At 60.3% G+C, this 14,740-nt stretch carries 16 protein-coding genes; 8 read left to right on the top strand and 8 right to left on the bottom strand.

What is annotated here, in order from left to right; translation table 11 throughout:
* Positions 1-12 precede the first annotated feature (12 nt).
* Genes AC0GUR_RS10800 through AC0GUR_RS10790 form a run of 3 tightly spaced genes read left to right on the top strand, consistent with a single transcriptional unit; the run spans position 13 to position 2,469 of the window.
* Positions 13-396: an arsenate reductase ArsC gene (locus AC0GUR_RS10800; protein ID WP_472877483.1), complete on the top strand. Its 384-nt coding sequence runs from the start codon at positions 13-15 to the stop codon at positions 394-396.
* Complete coding sequence (locus AC0GUR_RS10795; RefSeq protein WP_472877482.1) at positions 396-1,124, top strand: aquaporin; 729 nt, start codon at positions 396-398, stop codon at positions 1,122-1,124. Before AC0GUR_RS10800 ends, AC0GUR_RS10795 begins: the two co-directional genes overlap by 1 nt.
* A gap of 31 nt (positions 1,125-1,155) precedes the next feature.
* Positions 1,156-2,469 carry a hypothetical protein gene (locus AC0GUR_RS10790; RefSeq protein ID WP_472877481.1) on the top strand — a complete coding sequence of 438 codons (1,314 nt, stop codon included), beginning with the start codon at positions 1,156-1,158 and terminating at the stop codon, positions 2,467-2,469.
* Between the two features lie 742 nt (positions 2,470-3,211).
* On the opposite strand, the gene AC0GUR_RS10785 is transcribed toward AC0GUR_RS10790, so the two are convergent.
* Positions 3,212-3,664, bottom strand: coding sequence for a thioesterase family protein (locus AC0GUR_RS10785; RefSeq protein ID WP_472877480.1), 453 nt, complete (start codon positions 3,662-3,664; stop codon positions 3,212-3,214).
* A 311-nt stretch (positions 3,665-3,975) separates the two neighbouring features.
* Here AC0GUR_RS10785 and AC0GUR_RS10780 point away from each other — a divergent pair, with 311 nt between their 5' ends.
* From AC0GUR_RS10780 to AC0GUR_RS10760, 5 genes are all read left to right on the top strand, one after another.
* Positions 3,976-4,911, top strand: coding sequence for a DUF6662 family protein (locus tag AC0GUR_RS10780; RefSeq protein WP_472877479.1), 936 nt, complete (start codon positions 3,976-3,978; stop codon positions 4,909-4,911).
* 9 nt (positions 4,912-4,920) lie between these two features.
* On the top strand, positions 4,921-5,451 hold the full coding sequence (locus AC0GUR_RS10775; protein ID WP_472877478.1) for an FMN-binding protein: 531 nt from the start codon (positions 4,921-4,923) through the stop codon (positions 5,449-5,451).
* Positions 5,420-6,298 carry an FAD:protein FMN transferase gene (locus AC0GUR_RS10770; RefSeq protein ID WP_472877477.1) on the top strand — a complete coding sequence of 293 codons (879 nt, stop codon included), beginning with the start codon at positions 5,420-5,422 and terminating at the stop codon, positions 6,296-6,298. The genes AC0GUR_RS10775 and AC0GUR_RS10770 overlap by 32 nt, the downstream gene beginning before the upstream one ends.
* Positions 6,295-6,777, top strand: a complete 483-nt coding sequence (locus AC0GUR_RS10765) for a hypothetical protein (RefSeq protein WP_472877476.1) — start codon at positions 6,295-6,297, stop codon at positions 6,775-6,777. Before AC0GUR_RS10770 ends, AC0GUR_RS10765 begins: the two co-directional genes overlap by 4 nt.
* Before the next feature lie 295 nt (positions 6,778-7,072).
* Positions 7,073-7,981, top strand: coding sequence for an alpha/beta fold hydrolase (locus tag AC0GUR_RS10760; RefSeq protein WP_472877475.1), 909 nt, complete (start codon positions 7,073-7,075; stop codon positions 7,979-7,981).
* Positions 7,982-8,116: 135 nt separating this feature from the next.
* Here the strand turns inward: AC0GUR_RS10760 and AC0GUR_RS10755 are convergent, their stop codons facing one another.
* The 7 genes from AC0GUR_RS10755 to pcaD form a co-directional block, all read right to left on the bottom strand.
* A complete protein-coding gene (locus AC0GUR_RS10755) occupies positions 8,117-8,995 on the bottom strand; it encodes a tetratricopeptide repeat protein (RefSeq protein ID WP_472877474.1) in 879 nt (292 codons plus the stop codon).
* 107 nt (positions 8,996-9,102) lie between these two features.
* Complete coding sequence (locus tag AC0GUR_RS10750; protein WP_472877677.1) at positions 9,103-10,260, bottom strand: alpha/beta fold hydrolase; 1,158 nt, start codon at positions 10,258-10,260, stop codon at positions 9,103-9,105.
* A 57-nt stretch (positions 10,261-10,317) separates the two neighbouring features.
* Positions 10,318-10,674 carry a DUF302 domain-containing protein gene (locus tag AC0GUR_RS10745; protein WP_472877473.1) on the bottom strand — a complete coding sequence of 119 codons (357 nt, stop codon included), beginning with the start codon at positions 10,672-10,674 and terminating at the stop codon, positions 10,318-10,320.
* Positions 10,675-10,913: 239 nt separating this feature from the next.
* Positions 10,914-11,609, bottom strand: a complete 696-nt coding sequence (locus AC0GUR_RS10740; protein ID WP_472877472.1) for a VIT1/CCC1 transporter family protein — start codon at positions 11,607-11,609, stop codon at positions 10,914-10,916.
* Positions 11,610-11,704: 95 nt separating this feature from the next.
* Positions 11,705-12,487, bottom strand: coding sequence for a sulfite exporter TauE/SafE family protein (locus AC0GUR_RS10735; protein WP_472877471.1), 783 nt, complete (start codon positions 12,485-12,487; stop codon positions 11,705-11,707).
* Positions 12,488-12,600: 113 nt separating this feature from the next.
* Positions 12,601-13,476, bottom strand: coding sequence for a choice-of-anchor P family protein (locus tag AC0GUR_RS10730; RefSeq protein ID WP_472877470.1), 876 nt, complete (start codon positions 13,474-13,476; stop codon positions 12,601-12,603).
* Between the two features lie 354 nt (positions 13,477-13,830).
* Entirely contained in the window at positions 13,831-14,637 is an 807-nt protein-coding gene (pcaD, locus tag AC0GUR_RS10725; RefSeq protein ID WP_472877469.1) for a 3-oxoadipate enol-lactonase, read from the bottom strand.
* Positions 14,638-14,740: the final 103 nt, after the last annotated feature.

Here is a 14,740-nt window from a genome sequence, read left to right as displayed (position 1 = left end):
GGGTTAGCCAACATGAAGCGCGTCCTGTTTGTTTGCGTTGAAAACGCCAATCGCAGCCAAATGGCTGAAGCCTTCGCGCACCTTTACGGCGGCAAGGAGGTCGAAGCGCTTAGCGCCGGCTCCAAGCCCTCTGGCGTCATCAATCCCAAGGCGATCCGGTTCATGAGCGAACTGGACTATGACCTGACTACGCATGCCTCCAAGTCGCTGAGTGACATCACTGGCGACTTCGACGCCGTTGTTACGATGGGCTGTGGTGACAACTGCCCTTGGGTACCCGCCAAGCGACGCGAAGATTGGGGCCTGCCCGATCCCAAGCACATGGATGATGCCGGCTATCGCGCCGTGCGAGATGACATTGCAGCGCGCGTAAAGCAGCTTCTATCGGAGCTGTGATGGGCCTTTCGCGCAAGCTGGTCGCAGAATTTCTTGGAACGGCGCTGCTGCTGGCCACTGTCGTTGGGTCCGGCATCATGGGCGTGATGCTGGCCAACGGGAACAACGCCGTTGCACTGCTCGCGAACGCCGGTGCAACCGCCTGCGCGCTCTATGTTTTGATTGTGCTCTTCGGCCCCATATCCGGCGCCCACTTCAATCCTGCGGTCACGCTGGTGATGCACTTACGCGGCGATATCAGTCGCCGCGACACTGGCGCATATGTACTTGTTCAAATCATTGCAGCGATCACCGGCGTGTTATTGGCCCACGCAATGTTTAACCAACCACTGATTCAACTGGGCACCCACACGCGAACGGGGTTTGCCCAATGGATCAGCGAGGGTGTCGCGACATTTGGATTGCTGATAACCATCCTGTTCGGCGCACGGCACCGTCCGACTGCCATTCCGGCCCTGGTGGCTAGCTACATCTTTGCAGCGTATTGGTTCACGGCAAGCACCTCGTTCGCCAATCCAGCGGTCGCATTGGCACGCTCACTAACCCAGACTTTCGCAGGGATTCGCCCGAACGATGTGGCCGGCTTCGTTGCGTCGCAAACTGCAGGCGCATTGGTGGCACTCGCAGTCGAAAGATGGCTCACCTCACCCGACTCGCCATTGCCAGCGACCGGTCACCATACGAGTAACAAATCCGCCTGCGATGGTGGGAACGAACGACCCACCTGAGGTGTCCAGAACACATTCGTAGGGATACAACATGGCCACCACCATCGACGATCCATCCAATATGCGTCCAGCTGCCTGCAATGTTGCGCTTGGGAGCCCGGGCCCCATGGAGGCGCTCAATCGCGTTTGCCATTGCGTGGCCCTGGCGCCCGACGCCATGCATGCTGCGTTGACGGCCGCCATCGGCGCGCATGGACTGCCAGTCACCTCTGCCGATTCCCACCCTCATCTGTTTGCTGCGTTGCCCGTGTACGTAGCGCGGGAGCACCTGGCGGCGATCGATCGCATGGTTGCGGCGGTTGAGGTTGTGGTCGCGTTGCCTGGCTATCAGGCGAAAGTACTCTCATGGGCACCGGCGATTGCGCAATTCGATCCTGGATCGCCGGGTGGCATGCTTGGGCTGGACTTTCATATCACGCCCACGGGGCCTCGGCTGATTGAGATCAACACCAATCCTGGTGGCGCCCTGCTGAATACGCTCGCGGGTGACACCGTGCATCAGTGCATGCAGGACATCATCAGCGCTTCCACCGACGTGGCGAAAGCCGAGCAGCACGTTTTGGAGAGCATGCGACACGAGTGGAAGTTGCAGCGCGGTAGCCGGCCGCTCAGCTCCATCGCGATTGTCGACGCAGACCCAACCACCCAGTATCTCTATCCCGAGTTTCTGCTGTTCCGTGAGCTGTTTCTTCGACACGGTATCGACGCCACGATCTGCGATCCGATCGAGCTCGAGCGTCGAGATGGCCGTCTCTGGGTTCACGGCAAAGCCGTGGACATGATCTACAACCGGTTGACCGATTTCTCTTTTGCAGAACCCGGCCACGAAGTCATCCGCGCCAGCTATCTTGCGGGTGAAGTTGTTCTTTCACCCCATCCACGCGCGCACGCGCTCTACGCCGACAAGCGAAATCTGGCGCTGCTGGGCGACAGGGCGTTTCTGCAGAGCACGGGTACTCCCGACCACGTCATCGACACACTCGCGGAGGCCGTGCCGGCGACGATCCTGGTGACGCCGGAGAATCGGGATGAACTGTGGCATCGCCGACGCGAACTCTTCTTCAAACCAGCGGCAGGCTTCGGCAGCAAGGCGAGCTACCGTGGCGACAAGCTGACGCGCCGCGTATGGGAAAGCATTGGCGAAGGCACCTACATCGCGCAGGCTTTGGTGCCGCCGAGTGAGCGACACACGCCCAACGTCGACGAACCGCTGAAGACCGATATCCGCTGCTATGCCTACCAAGGGCAGCCATTGTTGTACGCGGCACGCCTGTATCAGGGCCAGACCACCAACTTCAGAACGCCGGGTGGCGGCTTTGCGCCTGTACTTACGTCTGCCGGCTAGCGCGTAAGTCCCAAAGCAGGCGTCAGCAGTGCTGTGCCCTGCCCTTTCCCGGTGATCAGAAATGGCGGATCGACGGCTAGGCGCTCGCCGCCTTCCGTGTAAGGTAAAACCCGGTTTTGCTGTCCGTGAAGTCCCAGGTGTGGCGTATCGCCGTGCGGGCCGATACGCCACGGGGGCGGATCATCGGACGTTGGTGAGTCACCCTTGGCCCGTGTCCGGGCATCCCGGCATGTCGTTGAAACCCTTGTGTGGCCTCCGTTCCAAGCCCTCCGTCATACGTCGCGCATGGCAGTGCCTGCGGCTTTGTCGACGCATTAACGGACCGGAGCAGTCTCAACGGTATCCTCGCGGCCGCTGAATGATCGGGATGTCGGGTGACGGTGCCGAAGGGGGACTAGGGCGGGTGCGAACGTGACGTATGATCTGGCGTAGCCATGATCAACTCCTGTTAAGTTGTTGATGGTTAGCGGGTCGTATGAGTGTCCGCTCATGCGGCCCGCGCTACTCACAGCAGGCTTGCTGTGGTCGCCCACGATGCCCCGAAAGCAACGGCGCAAGCGACAGGCCGACGTTAGCAAACGCGAGTACGCAGCGCCTGTCAGCGTTTGCCGCTACATCGCATGGGGGAAAGAAACTTGAGCGTGACCACGCTTCCGCTCAAACGCATGGCCCTAGGTTGAGAGGTTATCGGCGCTTCCTCTGCTGCACCGCTCTCTCTTTTGTAGCCATCACCAGCGAACGTTCAAACGCGCGCTTTGATGCTCGAAGGCAGCACCACAAAGTCGCTCGTCCTTTCGAGCGAATTCATCGCGGCAATCAGTTGTGGCGGCGGTGCAATGAGCTTGCGCTCAGTGAGATCGAGCCACCCTCCCGCACTGGTGACGCGCGCACTGAGCTTCCCGTCCGCGCGAAAGATTTCGTGCCGAAGCAGGAAGCGACTGCCATCGTCGGAATGGCCTGCAATGGCATAGGTGACCGTGATCTCCTGCAGCAGGCCCACTTCCTTGAAGTACTCGATCTCGTCTTTCATGACGACCGGGCCGACCCTCAAGCGCACAAATTCTTCCAACGGAAATCCGTGTTCCTTCAGGAACATCTGCCGTACATCCGCCGTCTTGTCCAGATAGGCGGTATTGCGCATGTGTGAGTTGAAATCCATGTCGCCCCAGCCGGCGTAGAGGGTCTTGGTGTACATGCAGGGGCTCCTGGAGGGGTGGGTAAGCTGCCGAAAGCTATATCGCCAGCATGCGGCCAGCTACTGGCTGTCCGCCATAACTCGTGGCAGCCAAAACAATCGGCGTAGTTTTCCCGCACCAGAGGCGCACGCTGCCCTGCCCCTACCTGGGCTTTCCAGGGCCCATACCCGACTCGCCTGCTCTCGCCCCGAAACGCGCCCGCCGCCCAATGCGCGCAATTTCCTGCGATTCGCGATAGCCGGATTGCAAACGCGAATTACTCTTATTTAAAATTACGCATCCGTTTGCCCTGACCCAAGGATGCCGTCTCATGCATTTCCCGTTCTACCGGTGCATCCGCGCCGGTGCTTGTCTCGTCGTGGCAGCAGGCCTGTTCGGGGTCAGCATGGGCAGCACGCTTCACGCGGAAGAAGCCGCGTTCGGTTACGTCTACACCACCGACCTCCTTCCCCAGGGCGCGAAAGAAATTGAGCAGTGGGCCACCTGGCGCCACCAGAAGGTGGCCGGCTACTTCGACCAGATCGACGGCCGCACGGCGTTCGAGTGTGGGGCGACCGACAGACTGCAGCTGGCGTTCTATGCCAACTACGTATGGGCCCGCGCCTTTCACAATGGCCCGTTCGAAGAGACCACGCCGCCTGAGCCGCTCTCCTACGACCGCCCGGGCCCGGATGATCACTACAACGCCAGGCGTTTTGTCGGTTTCTCGGGCGAGGCGATCTATCGCATCTGGAGTCCCTACACCGACCCGCTCGGCGTGGCCGTCTATGTGGAACCGACCGTCGGCCCCCAGTTCCGTGAGCTGGAAACAAAGTTGATCCTGCAAAAGAACTTTCTCGACGATCGCCTGGTGACGGCCCTCAATTTCACCTATGCGCCAGAGTTGCGTTACGACTGGGCCGATGACGCGATGACCCACAAGCGCTGGCAGGAAGAGACCGACGTCAATCTCAACCTTGCCGCTTCGTATCGCTTTGCGCCCAACTGGTCGGCAGGCATCGAGTTCCTCAACGAGCACGAATACAACAGCTACAACTTCAGCAACGAGTCCAACGACGGTTACTTCGTTGGCCCCGTGATCCACTACGGCGGCAAGAGTTTCTTTCTGACCGCCACGTTCCTCGAACAACTCCCGTGGGCGACACACCATGCGGACACCGTGCCCGGCGCCATTGTTGGCGGCCGTATCTACGACAACGACTTTGAGCGGTATCGCGTTCGCGTCAAAGCCGGCTGGTATTTCTGAGGCATCGCCATGAAAACCCGCTTTTTGTTGATCCCCGCCTATGCACTCGTCGTCGCCGCACCGGCGCAGGCGACCGTGTACATGAGCGTCGAGCAGGCCCAGGCGCAAATGTTCCCCGGCGCCACGTTCACGCCGGACTTCGTGACACTCACGCAAGAGCAGATGAAGGCCATTGAAAAGGCCACTGACGTCAACGTGCTCAGCCCCAACCTCAAGGCCTGGCGCGTCTCCACCGGCGGCTGGTTTATTGCAGACCAGGTGGTGGGCAAGCACGAGTTCATTCCGTTTGCACTGGCGCTGGACGACCAGGGCGCGGTGAAGTCCGTCGAAATTCTCGAGTACCGCGAAACCTACGGTGACCAGGTGCGCAACCAAGCCTGGCGTGCACAGTTCACCGGCAAGACGCACGCCGCGCCGCTCAAGCTGGGCACCGACATCCAGAACATTTCGGGTGCCACGCTGTCGAGTCGCCACATCACCGACGGTATCAAACGCCTGCTGACAACCTATGACCTCGTGCTCTCCAAGCAGCCACATTGAGCGTGCACGCCCATTACTGGGCACCACGGTCACTATCCGCGTTGAACACGACGACGATGCCGCCGCGCATGCGGCCATCGGCGCAGCCTTCGATGCGGTGGCGCGCGCCCATACGCTGATGAGCTTTCACGAAAGCGGGAGCGATATCTCGCGTCTGCACGCTGCCGGCCCTGGCCAATGGGTACCGGTAGACAAGCAGACAGCCGACGTGCTGCGCGAAGCGTTGAGGTTGTCGGCCCTCAGCGGCGGGGCGTTCGACGTTACGGTCGGCAAGCGATTGGTGGATCGTGGTTTGCTGCCCATGCCAGCCACCGAAACCCCTGCGACGGCGGATGCCAGCTGGGAAGACATCGAACTCGATGATGCGGGTTACATCCGCCTTCGGCGTGCGGCATGGATTGATCTTGGCGGCATCGCCAAAGGTTATGCGGTGGACTGCGCCATCGACGCATTGCGCGCCCGTGGTGTGACCCACGGCTGCGTCAATGCAGGTGGTGATTTGCGCACGCTGGGCGAGGGCCCGCACCGCATCGCCATTGCCACCGACGAAACGAACCCCAGTCACGTCCCCGTCCTGGAAATCGGCGAAGCCGCCGTCGCCACCAGCAGCGGCCGCGCTTATGCCACCCAAGGCAGGGGCCCCCATATCGATGCCAGGCAGCACGTCGACACCGGCCTAGACAAGGTGGCTACGGTCGTCACCGCACGCTGCATGCATGCCGACGCGCTGACCAAGGTCGTGCTGGCCCTGGGCGAAGCGAGCGCGGCTATCCTTCAACAGTTCGATGCCGTCGCCTATCTTCAGGACGCAAGCGGGCGCTGGATCGGCATCGGTGCCACCCCATGACGAAACATCTCCCTCCCCACAGCGTCATCGGCCAGCACCGGGCACCCCTGCGGCTGTCACGCCAACGCCGCTATTTCGTCTACACGGTGGGCTGGTTGCTTTGGCTCAGTGGTGCGCTATGGCTGTTGTTCCATTACGCGTTCATGAGCAAGGGCGAGTTCGGCGATACGCCCCATCCGCTCGAACCATGGTGGTTGCGTTTGCACGCTGTGTTTGCCTTTGCGGCACTGTGGAGCTTTGGCCTCGTATGGGGCGTGCATATCGTGGCCGGCTGGCACACGAGACGGCAGCGTATCTCTGGCGGCATTGCGGTGGCGGCTCTGGGGTTGCTGATCGTGACCGGCTACCTGCTCTATTACCTCACCGATGACCACTGGCGAGGCATCAGCTCGATCACCCACTGGGGGCTGGGCCTGGCCATGCCAGTGATGTTCGTCACGCATATTGTGATGGGTCGACGGCGCACCCGTCGCCGCTAACGCCTTCGCTGCGGCGACGTGCAAGCAGACCCGTGGCGCCGTTGGTGCCCCCTGCTGCTGCTGCACCATTTGAAACGGCCTCTGTGAAGCATGGGGGTTGAAGAAAGTGAGTGGCGGGAGCAGAGTGCCTTCCGCTCTACCGGGTAGGGTTTCTTGCCTATCTAGCTTTCCCCCATTTTTAATCAGGCCAAAGCGGACTTGTGGCGCAAGTCCCTGTTGCACTGAGCGCCTCATTCCCATCCAGGTATTTCCCGCTAGCCTGATCTTCTTGCCATGCGCAAACCAGGAGTGGGATATGAGATCAATCTGCTGGCTCTGGTCGCTTGTTCTGTTGGCCATCGCGGGAAGCGCAGGCGCTGCGCCTCTTGAGAAAGTTGCCGACGTCGACGATGGCGTACACATTCACTACCTGGCAGCAGGGCCGGAAAACGCCCAGCATGCGTTGTTGCTGATACCCGGCTGGACCATAAGCGCGGCCATCTGGAACAAACAGATCGACTACTTTGCAGCGCATGGATATCGCGTCATCGCGATAAATTCACGCTCACAGGGCGGGTCGACCGTCGTTACGACCGGTAACGCCCCTGAAAATCGAGCATCGGATATTGATCACCTGATCGCGCAATTGAAGCTGCGCAACGTGGTCATGGTGGGTTGGTCACAGGGCGCGCAAGACGTGTGTGCCTATGTGGCGCGCTTCGGTACCGACGCAGTCAGCGGATTGGTTCTGGTGGATAGCCCTGCGAGCTCAGGCACCGCCGACGTGCAGGAAAATGCCGGGTTTGTCTCCACGGTTCTGCACGGCATCCCCACCTATTCGAGCCAACCACGAAGCTATGTGGACGGCTTGATGCACGCGATCATCAGCACACCCACGTCGCCGCGAGTCTATGAACAACTGGACGATGAAGCGATGAAGACGCCATCCGATGTCGGCATATCCATGCTGGTCCAGGACATGTTTACCACCGATCGTCGACCGGCTTTGCGTCAGTTCCTGAAGCCAACGCTGGTGGTCGCTTCGGACAAGAGTCCCTTGCTGGAACAGCAGCGCCATATGCTCGATATGCTTCCATCAGGAAAGTTCATCGCCATACATAACGCTGCACATGCGGTGTTCTTTGATCAGCCAGACGAATTCAACCGCGATCTCGAGACATTTATGACTTCGCTGAGCATGTCGCATCAGAACGTGGCTCGATAGAACCCACCAGGGACGCGACGGACTTGAGGAATTGGCGTCGACAACGGCTTGGCCCTATGTAGCGTTGATCGCTGCAGCGCATCGCGGACTCTCATCCATTGCCGCGGCTGCGCGGCAATGGCTCTCGTCGACCCTTCAAGGATGGCCCTCGCCGTCCTTGTTCTGGTCTTTGGTTGCCGCGCCCTCCTTCGGGTCCACGGTCGACACATCACCCACCTGTACCTGACCGCTCACCGGCATCACCTTTGCATCGTACGGATTATCCGAAGTGCGGAGCGTCTGGTACGCCGTGGAGCCGTCCGCCTTGTGCGCCCCGACCAGCTCGACCGCACTGGTTCCGACGTGGCCGTGGTCGTGCACGTCGTAGTTCGCAGAGCGAATGTGGCTGGCCGTGCCATCGACACCGCCCACCTGTACGGGTGCTGCGGACGAACCAACGCGAGAACCCGTGGCGTCACTGAGTGCTTCACGCCAGCGTGATTTGGCGCGCGCCAATGCATGCTCGTCACCATAGGTGGGCAGCAGCTCGCGCCAGATCACATTAGCCTGCTGATACTGCTCCGGCGTCAGGTTTTGGTATACCAGTTGGCGCGCATGCACGTACTGGGGATCATTGCGCTCGGCGGCAAGTGCCATCCATGCCAACGCGCGAGGCAGGTCGACGGGTGTCCCCTGGCCGCTCAGGTACATCACGCCAAGGTTGTATTCGGCTGGCTTGTACGCCCACGAGGCAGCCACTTTGTACATGGCGATGGCGTGCTCATAGTCACCCTTCTTCACCGCTTGCACGCCAAGCGCAAAGTAATACTCACCGGGTCGGCCGTCGTCGGTGGGCGTATTGAAGCCGCGGTCGACACTTTTGCCCGGGTCATCGACGCGAACCATCGCCACCTTGCCGGTCGGCGCATCCGTCGGAATGGTCTTCTGCGAAAGATCATCATCGGCGAATGCCATGGAGGAAGACAAAACGGCGATGCAGAGTAGCGATGCTACAGGGAGTTTCTGCGTGACCATGGCAATCCTTCCTGGGTTGCGGGCGTTTTTCGGAATCTAGCTTCGTTGCAAAGGTGCGGCAAGGGGGCAACCGGCCAGCTGGTTTGTCCTCGACAAGAACTCGCACGCTACCTTTCACGCACAGCCTCCGCCGGCGCCACATCTCCCGCCTGCTGCGCGAGCGGCAGCGCATCGGTCACCAGATGGGTCAGGAAACGACCGGGCTGCTCCAGCATCATCATGTGCGCCGAATCGGCGAAGGTCACCAGCTTTTTCGATGGCGCCTCGATGTGGCCAAACCATTCCTCGGCAAGCTCAAACGGCGTGGTGTAGTCGTGCGCACCAACGAACACGAGCACCGGGCAACCGAACGTGGTGACGTGATCGAAATCGACATTCAGCGCCAGCGGCAGCAGACGATTCAATGAATACAGCCTGCTTTTCCCCATGGCCTCCAGGTCCTCGCGACTATAGTCCGGCGAGAGCTGCTCGGCATCGTCCTCGTACTTGTGATCCTTGCGACCCCATGCAAGGCCACCGTAATACGTCTCCCACTTGCCACGCACACCAATGCGAGCCGCTGTCATTTTGCCGGTGCCTGGGTATGGCGCTATCGCTTCCAGCTCGCGAATGGCCGTCTGATTGCCTTCTTCTCTGGCGCGACGCAAGGCAAACGCATAGCTGATTTCTTCGTTGCGGTGGGTGTTCACTACCTGGCCAGCCGATATATACGCGTAGAACCATTCGGGGTGACGCTGCGCGAGATTTACACCAAGGATGGTGCCCCAGGAATGTCCAAGCAGAAAAATCTTCTGCTTGCTGTAGTGCTCACGCAGGTATTGCACCAGTTGCGCCGCGTCGTCGGTCATGCCCTCGATGCTCAGGCCCGACGTCATCGCGGCCTCTGTATTGGCGCGATACGTCTTGCCGGCGCCGCGCTGGTCCCACTGCACGACGGTGAAGTAGTCCTCCCAGGGCCGCTGGAACATGTACGACTCCGCCATCGCGGGCGCTGCCGGGCCACCATGCAGGAATAACAGAATCGGATTGCGGCGATCCTTGCCACGAATGGACACCCATTGGTCGATACCACCGATGCGCAACATGACTGTTTCATCCACACCTTGCGGCGAGACGATCATGCGATGGTTGTCGATGATGTGCGCGACGTCCTCCCGCGTCATCGTCGAAGCGTTGTTCACTGCTACGGTGTCGGCAGTAGTTGCCAGGGCAGCGCCCGTGCCGGTTGCCAGCGTAAACACGAAGATCAGCGTCGCGCGATACATATTCAAAGCAAACCCCTCCCTTAGGTGAGCCTGGCGATATGACGACGAATACGGCGGCTAGAGCGAATCGATGACCTTCTTGAGCTTGCTGCGGACGCCCCCAGCCGTTGCTTCGAGCTTCGGGTTGGAGATGGCTTGCATCGACGCCACCGGATCGACAGCGGCCACCTCGATGGTTCCATCTTCCCGCGCTTGTACCACGACGTTGCACGGCAACATGGTGCCCACCTTATCCTCAACGGAAAGGGCTTCGTAAACGAGCTTCGGATTACAAGCGCCAAGGATTCGGTAGGGACGAAAATCGACGTTGATTTTCTTCTTCAGCGTGTCCTGTACGTCAATGGTCGAAATGATGCCAAAGCCTTCTTGCTTGAGCGCCTCTGTGACGCGCTCGATGGCCTGCTCGAAATCCATGCTCAGCTGCTTTGAGAAGTAATAGCTCATGATCAGCTCCTGGGCGTGGGCATGGCTCAGCGGCGCGACAGCATGCTAGTGGGCCCGGCGTGATTGGCAGGTCACAAGACAGTACTCAAGGCTTTGACCGAAACGGCAATCTGACTTCGCTAACCGGCAAGCATTGAGCGCAAATCAGCTCGGGATGTGCAGATAGGCCGCTCACCCACGCCCTGCCATGCGTGATGGTAATGCCCGCCTCAAGCCACGCCCCCGAACAACATGCCCACACCGGTGGTAATGGCCATCGCCAGCGCGCCCCAAAAGGTTATGCGTAGCGCACCCGTGCGGACACTGGCACCACCGGTACGTGCAGCAATACCGCCGAGCACCGCCAGGAAGATCAGCGCGGTGACAAAGACCCATATCAGCAGCCCCTTCACCGAAACGAGCAGAACCACCAGTAGCGGCAATGCTGCACCGGCGGCGAAGCTTACCGCCGAGGCGGCCGCAGCCTGCAGGGGGCGTGCCTTGAGCGCTTCAGTGATGCCAAGCTCATCGCGCATATGCGCATCAAGCGCGTTGTGCGCCATCAACTGCTCGGCCACCTGACGGGCCAACTGCGGATCCAGTCCACGCTTGACGTAGATCGCTGCCAGCTCCTTGTGCTCGCCTTCAACATCGGTTTCCAGCTCCTTGCTTTCGCGAGCCAGGTCGGCTTTTTCGCTATCTGCCTGCGAGTGGACCGACACATACTCGCCCGCCGCCATAGCCATGGCGCCGGCGACCAGGCCGGCGATACCGGCGACCAGGATGGACGGCCGGGTGGCGTGAGCCGCCGCGACGCCCATCACCAGGCTTGCGGTGGACACGATGCCGTCATTGGCGCCGAGCACCGCCGCGCGAAGCCAACCGATGCGTTCGATAACGTGGCGCTCGCGGTGACGGTGTGGCATCGGCCTCCCCTTCTTTGATCGTTATGAATCAGAGCATACGTCGCGGACCGTGATGCCTGCCGCGGGGAACGATGACAAAGCGCCCCATGGAACCACTAAAGCCAACCGAACTGCGCGGCTGAGCGATACAGCATGAATAGCGCAACCGCAATGATGAGCACGGCGAGGGTCAAGGTGAGCATACCCTTGCGATCGGCCAGCCTTTCCGCCAAGCGAGTGCCCAGCAGGCTGCCCAAGGCGCCACCGGCAATGAAACTCGCCGCCAGCGGCCAGTTGATCAGTCCTGAGCTGGCATAGCTGATCGCGGTGGTCAAGCCGAAGGCCGTGACGGCCACCAATGAAGAGCCCACCGCAAACAGAATGGGCATGCCGGTGGACGCAATAAGGCCAGGCACGACAAGAAATCCCCCGCCGATGCCGAAGAAGCCAGAGAGCGCACCCGTTGCTGCGCCCGACGCCAGCAGCTTGGGTGCGTTGGCACGATTCAACACAACGGCCGGGTCGCCCTCCTGCCCGCGCGAACGAAACATCAATGCAGCCACCACCAGCATGAGCAAGGCAAAGAGAGCGAGCAGCTGCTGCCCGTCCATCGCTTTACCACCCAACGAACCTAGCCAAGCCCCAGCGACGCCCGCTGTAGCGAATAGCAAGGCGCATCGCCATTTCACATGGTTGTTGCGAGCGTGATGGGTCAGGCCAATCAGCGCGTTGGGCGCCACCGCCATGGCACTGGTACCCATGGCGACATGTGGGTCGCTGACGCCGACCAGGTAGACCATAAGAGGGACGGCCAGGATCGAGCCGCCGCCTCCCACGAGGCCGAGTGTGAAACCCACCAGGCTGCCAGCGAATGCGCCAAGCGCCCATTGGATTGGCATCACCTGTGTAACTCCCGCTTGTGCAATACGCCGAAAGGAAAAGGGGTTGAGTGCTCTTCTCTACCCTAGAAAAGCACTCTTCCCCTTCGTTGCACAAAGTACCTCAACGCCGGCTAATAACTTGGCAGGCCATACGACGCATAGTTGCCGGAGGTTCCAGGCGGAGCATAGGCTGCATCCGTATAAGTCAGCTGAGTCCCCCATGGATTGATGAGCGCAGGCTCGGCGACATTGGTTCCCTTGTCGCCGCCATTGGTGATCGGCACATCACCGCTAACGAGGTTCATTTGGACATAGGGTCCTGCGACAGACAGGTCGTACTGTGTCGTTCCCAGAGGAAGGCCAACGCACGTCGAGGAACCTTTGAGATGGATGGCAACCACGTCGACGGATTCGGTGGTCGAGTGGGTGCGTTGAGTCACCTCTTGCAGGGTCACCTGACCGGTGAACAACTCGACACCTGTACAGTTCGAGCCCAGGACCGTCAGTTGGGTCAAGTTGTACGTTGCGCCGGGCGAAATGCTTTGAGCCACTGGTTGTCCATCAATCGCCAGCGCCGCGAACTGCGTGGGAGCCCAGCATGTGGCGGCACCAAGACTGGCACTGTCGCATTCCAGTGCCGACTGAAGAGCGCTCCAGCTGACGATGCCGCCCAGCAGGCTGCCCGCGCCCTCGTTGATCTCTCCGAATCCGCCATCTTGTGACGTCGTGTCATCGGCATCGCTGATCGCAAGACCGTTGCTCAATGATGCGATGGTCTTTCCGCATGCGGTGATGGGCTCTTGCGAATTCTCTCGATAGTTGCCGCCACTTTGATCCGTGACGTCCTGAACATCAGGGGCGATCGTGTTTACCGATCCATCAGCGCAGGTCACGGTACCGGTGATGTCATCGGCTTCCGCATCAAAGCTGTAGTTGCCGCTTGCCTGCGCGGCAGCATGGGGCGCCATGGCACAAGCAATCCCGAATGCGACAAGCTTGGCAACCATCTTTATGTTCGTGTTCCAGCTTGGTCCCTCTTTGCAAACCAGCGATGCCCGCGCCGTACCCGCATGGATATGCGTGAAGCGGGATCTTTCATCACACCTGGACATAACCCACCTCCGGTTTCTGAAGATCTGCGTTGGGTTACTTCGAAGTCAGGTCGAGAAGAGGAGCGCAAAAGGGTTCTGCCGCGTCGAGTGGCGCTCTGAACGGGTATCCAACGGATACCCGAACCCCTTGCACGCAGCGATATCGCAAGCTGTGCTCGCGATATCGCCGCAAACTTACGCCCTCGAACCACCATCGGCGTGTTGATTTGATGATCGCGCCGTTAAATCATCTGTGCCCGTCTCAACCCTTCATGCAGCCCGGTCTTCCATCAAGAAGTCCACCACCGTGCGTGCATACAGATCCGGATGCTCCACGTTGGGCAGGTGGACAGCCGGCAGCATCACCAGGCGTGCGCCCGGCACAGTCGATGCAATGTGCTCGCCATGACTTGCCAGTGTGACCGTATCGTCGGTGCCTGCGATCACCAAGGTGGGACGGGTAATGAGCGCGATCGTGCGCCGCATGTCGCTGTCTCGTACCGCCGCATAGGAACCTGCCAGCCCTTGAGGAGTAGTGGCGAGCAGCATGTCCCGAAACGGCTCGACGGCGGGGTCACTTGCTTCGAGCATATGCGCCGGAAACCAATTGGCCAGAAAGGCCTGCGCCACAGCGGCCATATCGGGCGATGTCTTCAATGCGGCGATGCGTGCATCGAACTCGCTGGCAGGCCCCAGGTGGGCTGAGGTATTACTCAGAATAAGTTGACCGATGCGATCCGGCGCGTAGATGCCAAGCCATTGCCCGACGAAGCCACCAAGCGACAAGCCAAGAAAGTGCGCACGCTCGATGTCGAGCGCATCAAGCAACTCAATCACGTCGCGGCCAAGCCGATCCATCGAATAGGCGCCTGCCGGAGCATCCGAGCCGCCGTGGCCGCGGCCATCGTAGCGAAGGACGCGAAAGTGCTGGGTCAGCGCGGGTATTTGGCCGTCCCACATGTGCAGCGTCGTACCGATGGAGTTTGAAAGGACGAGTACCGGCTTCGTCTCTTCGCCATCAAGGCGGTAGGCCAGACGGTACCCGTCGCCGGTGGTGATGTAAGTGGTGTCATTCATGGCGCTGCGCTCCTCAGGATGGGGCCGGGCAAGGGCTCGGTTCGGGTGAGGATGCTAAGCGCCGTCGCCTCAGGTATAAATTACAAAGTTTGGAACATCTCTG

Source organism: Dyella sp. PARNA 12/25 (genome assembly GCF_055702865.1).
Note: the sequence above shows the minus strand (reverse complement) of the source record. Positions and strands in the feature narration are given on the sequence as shown.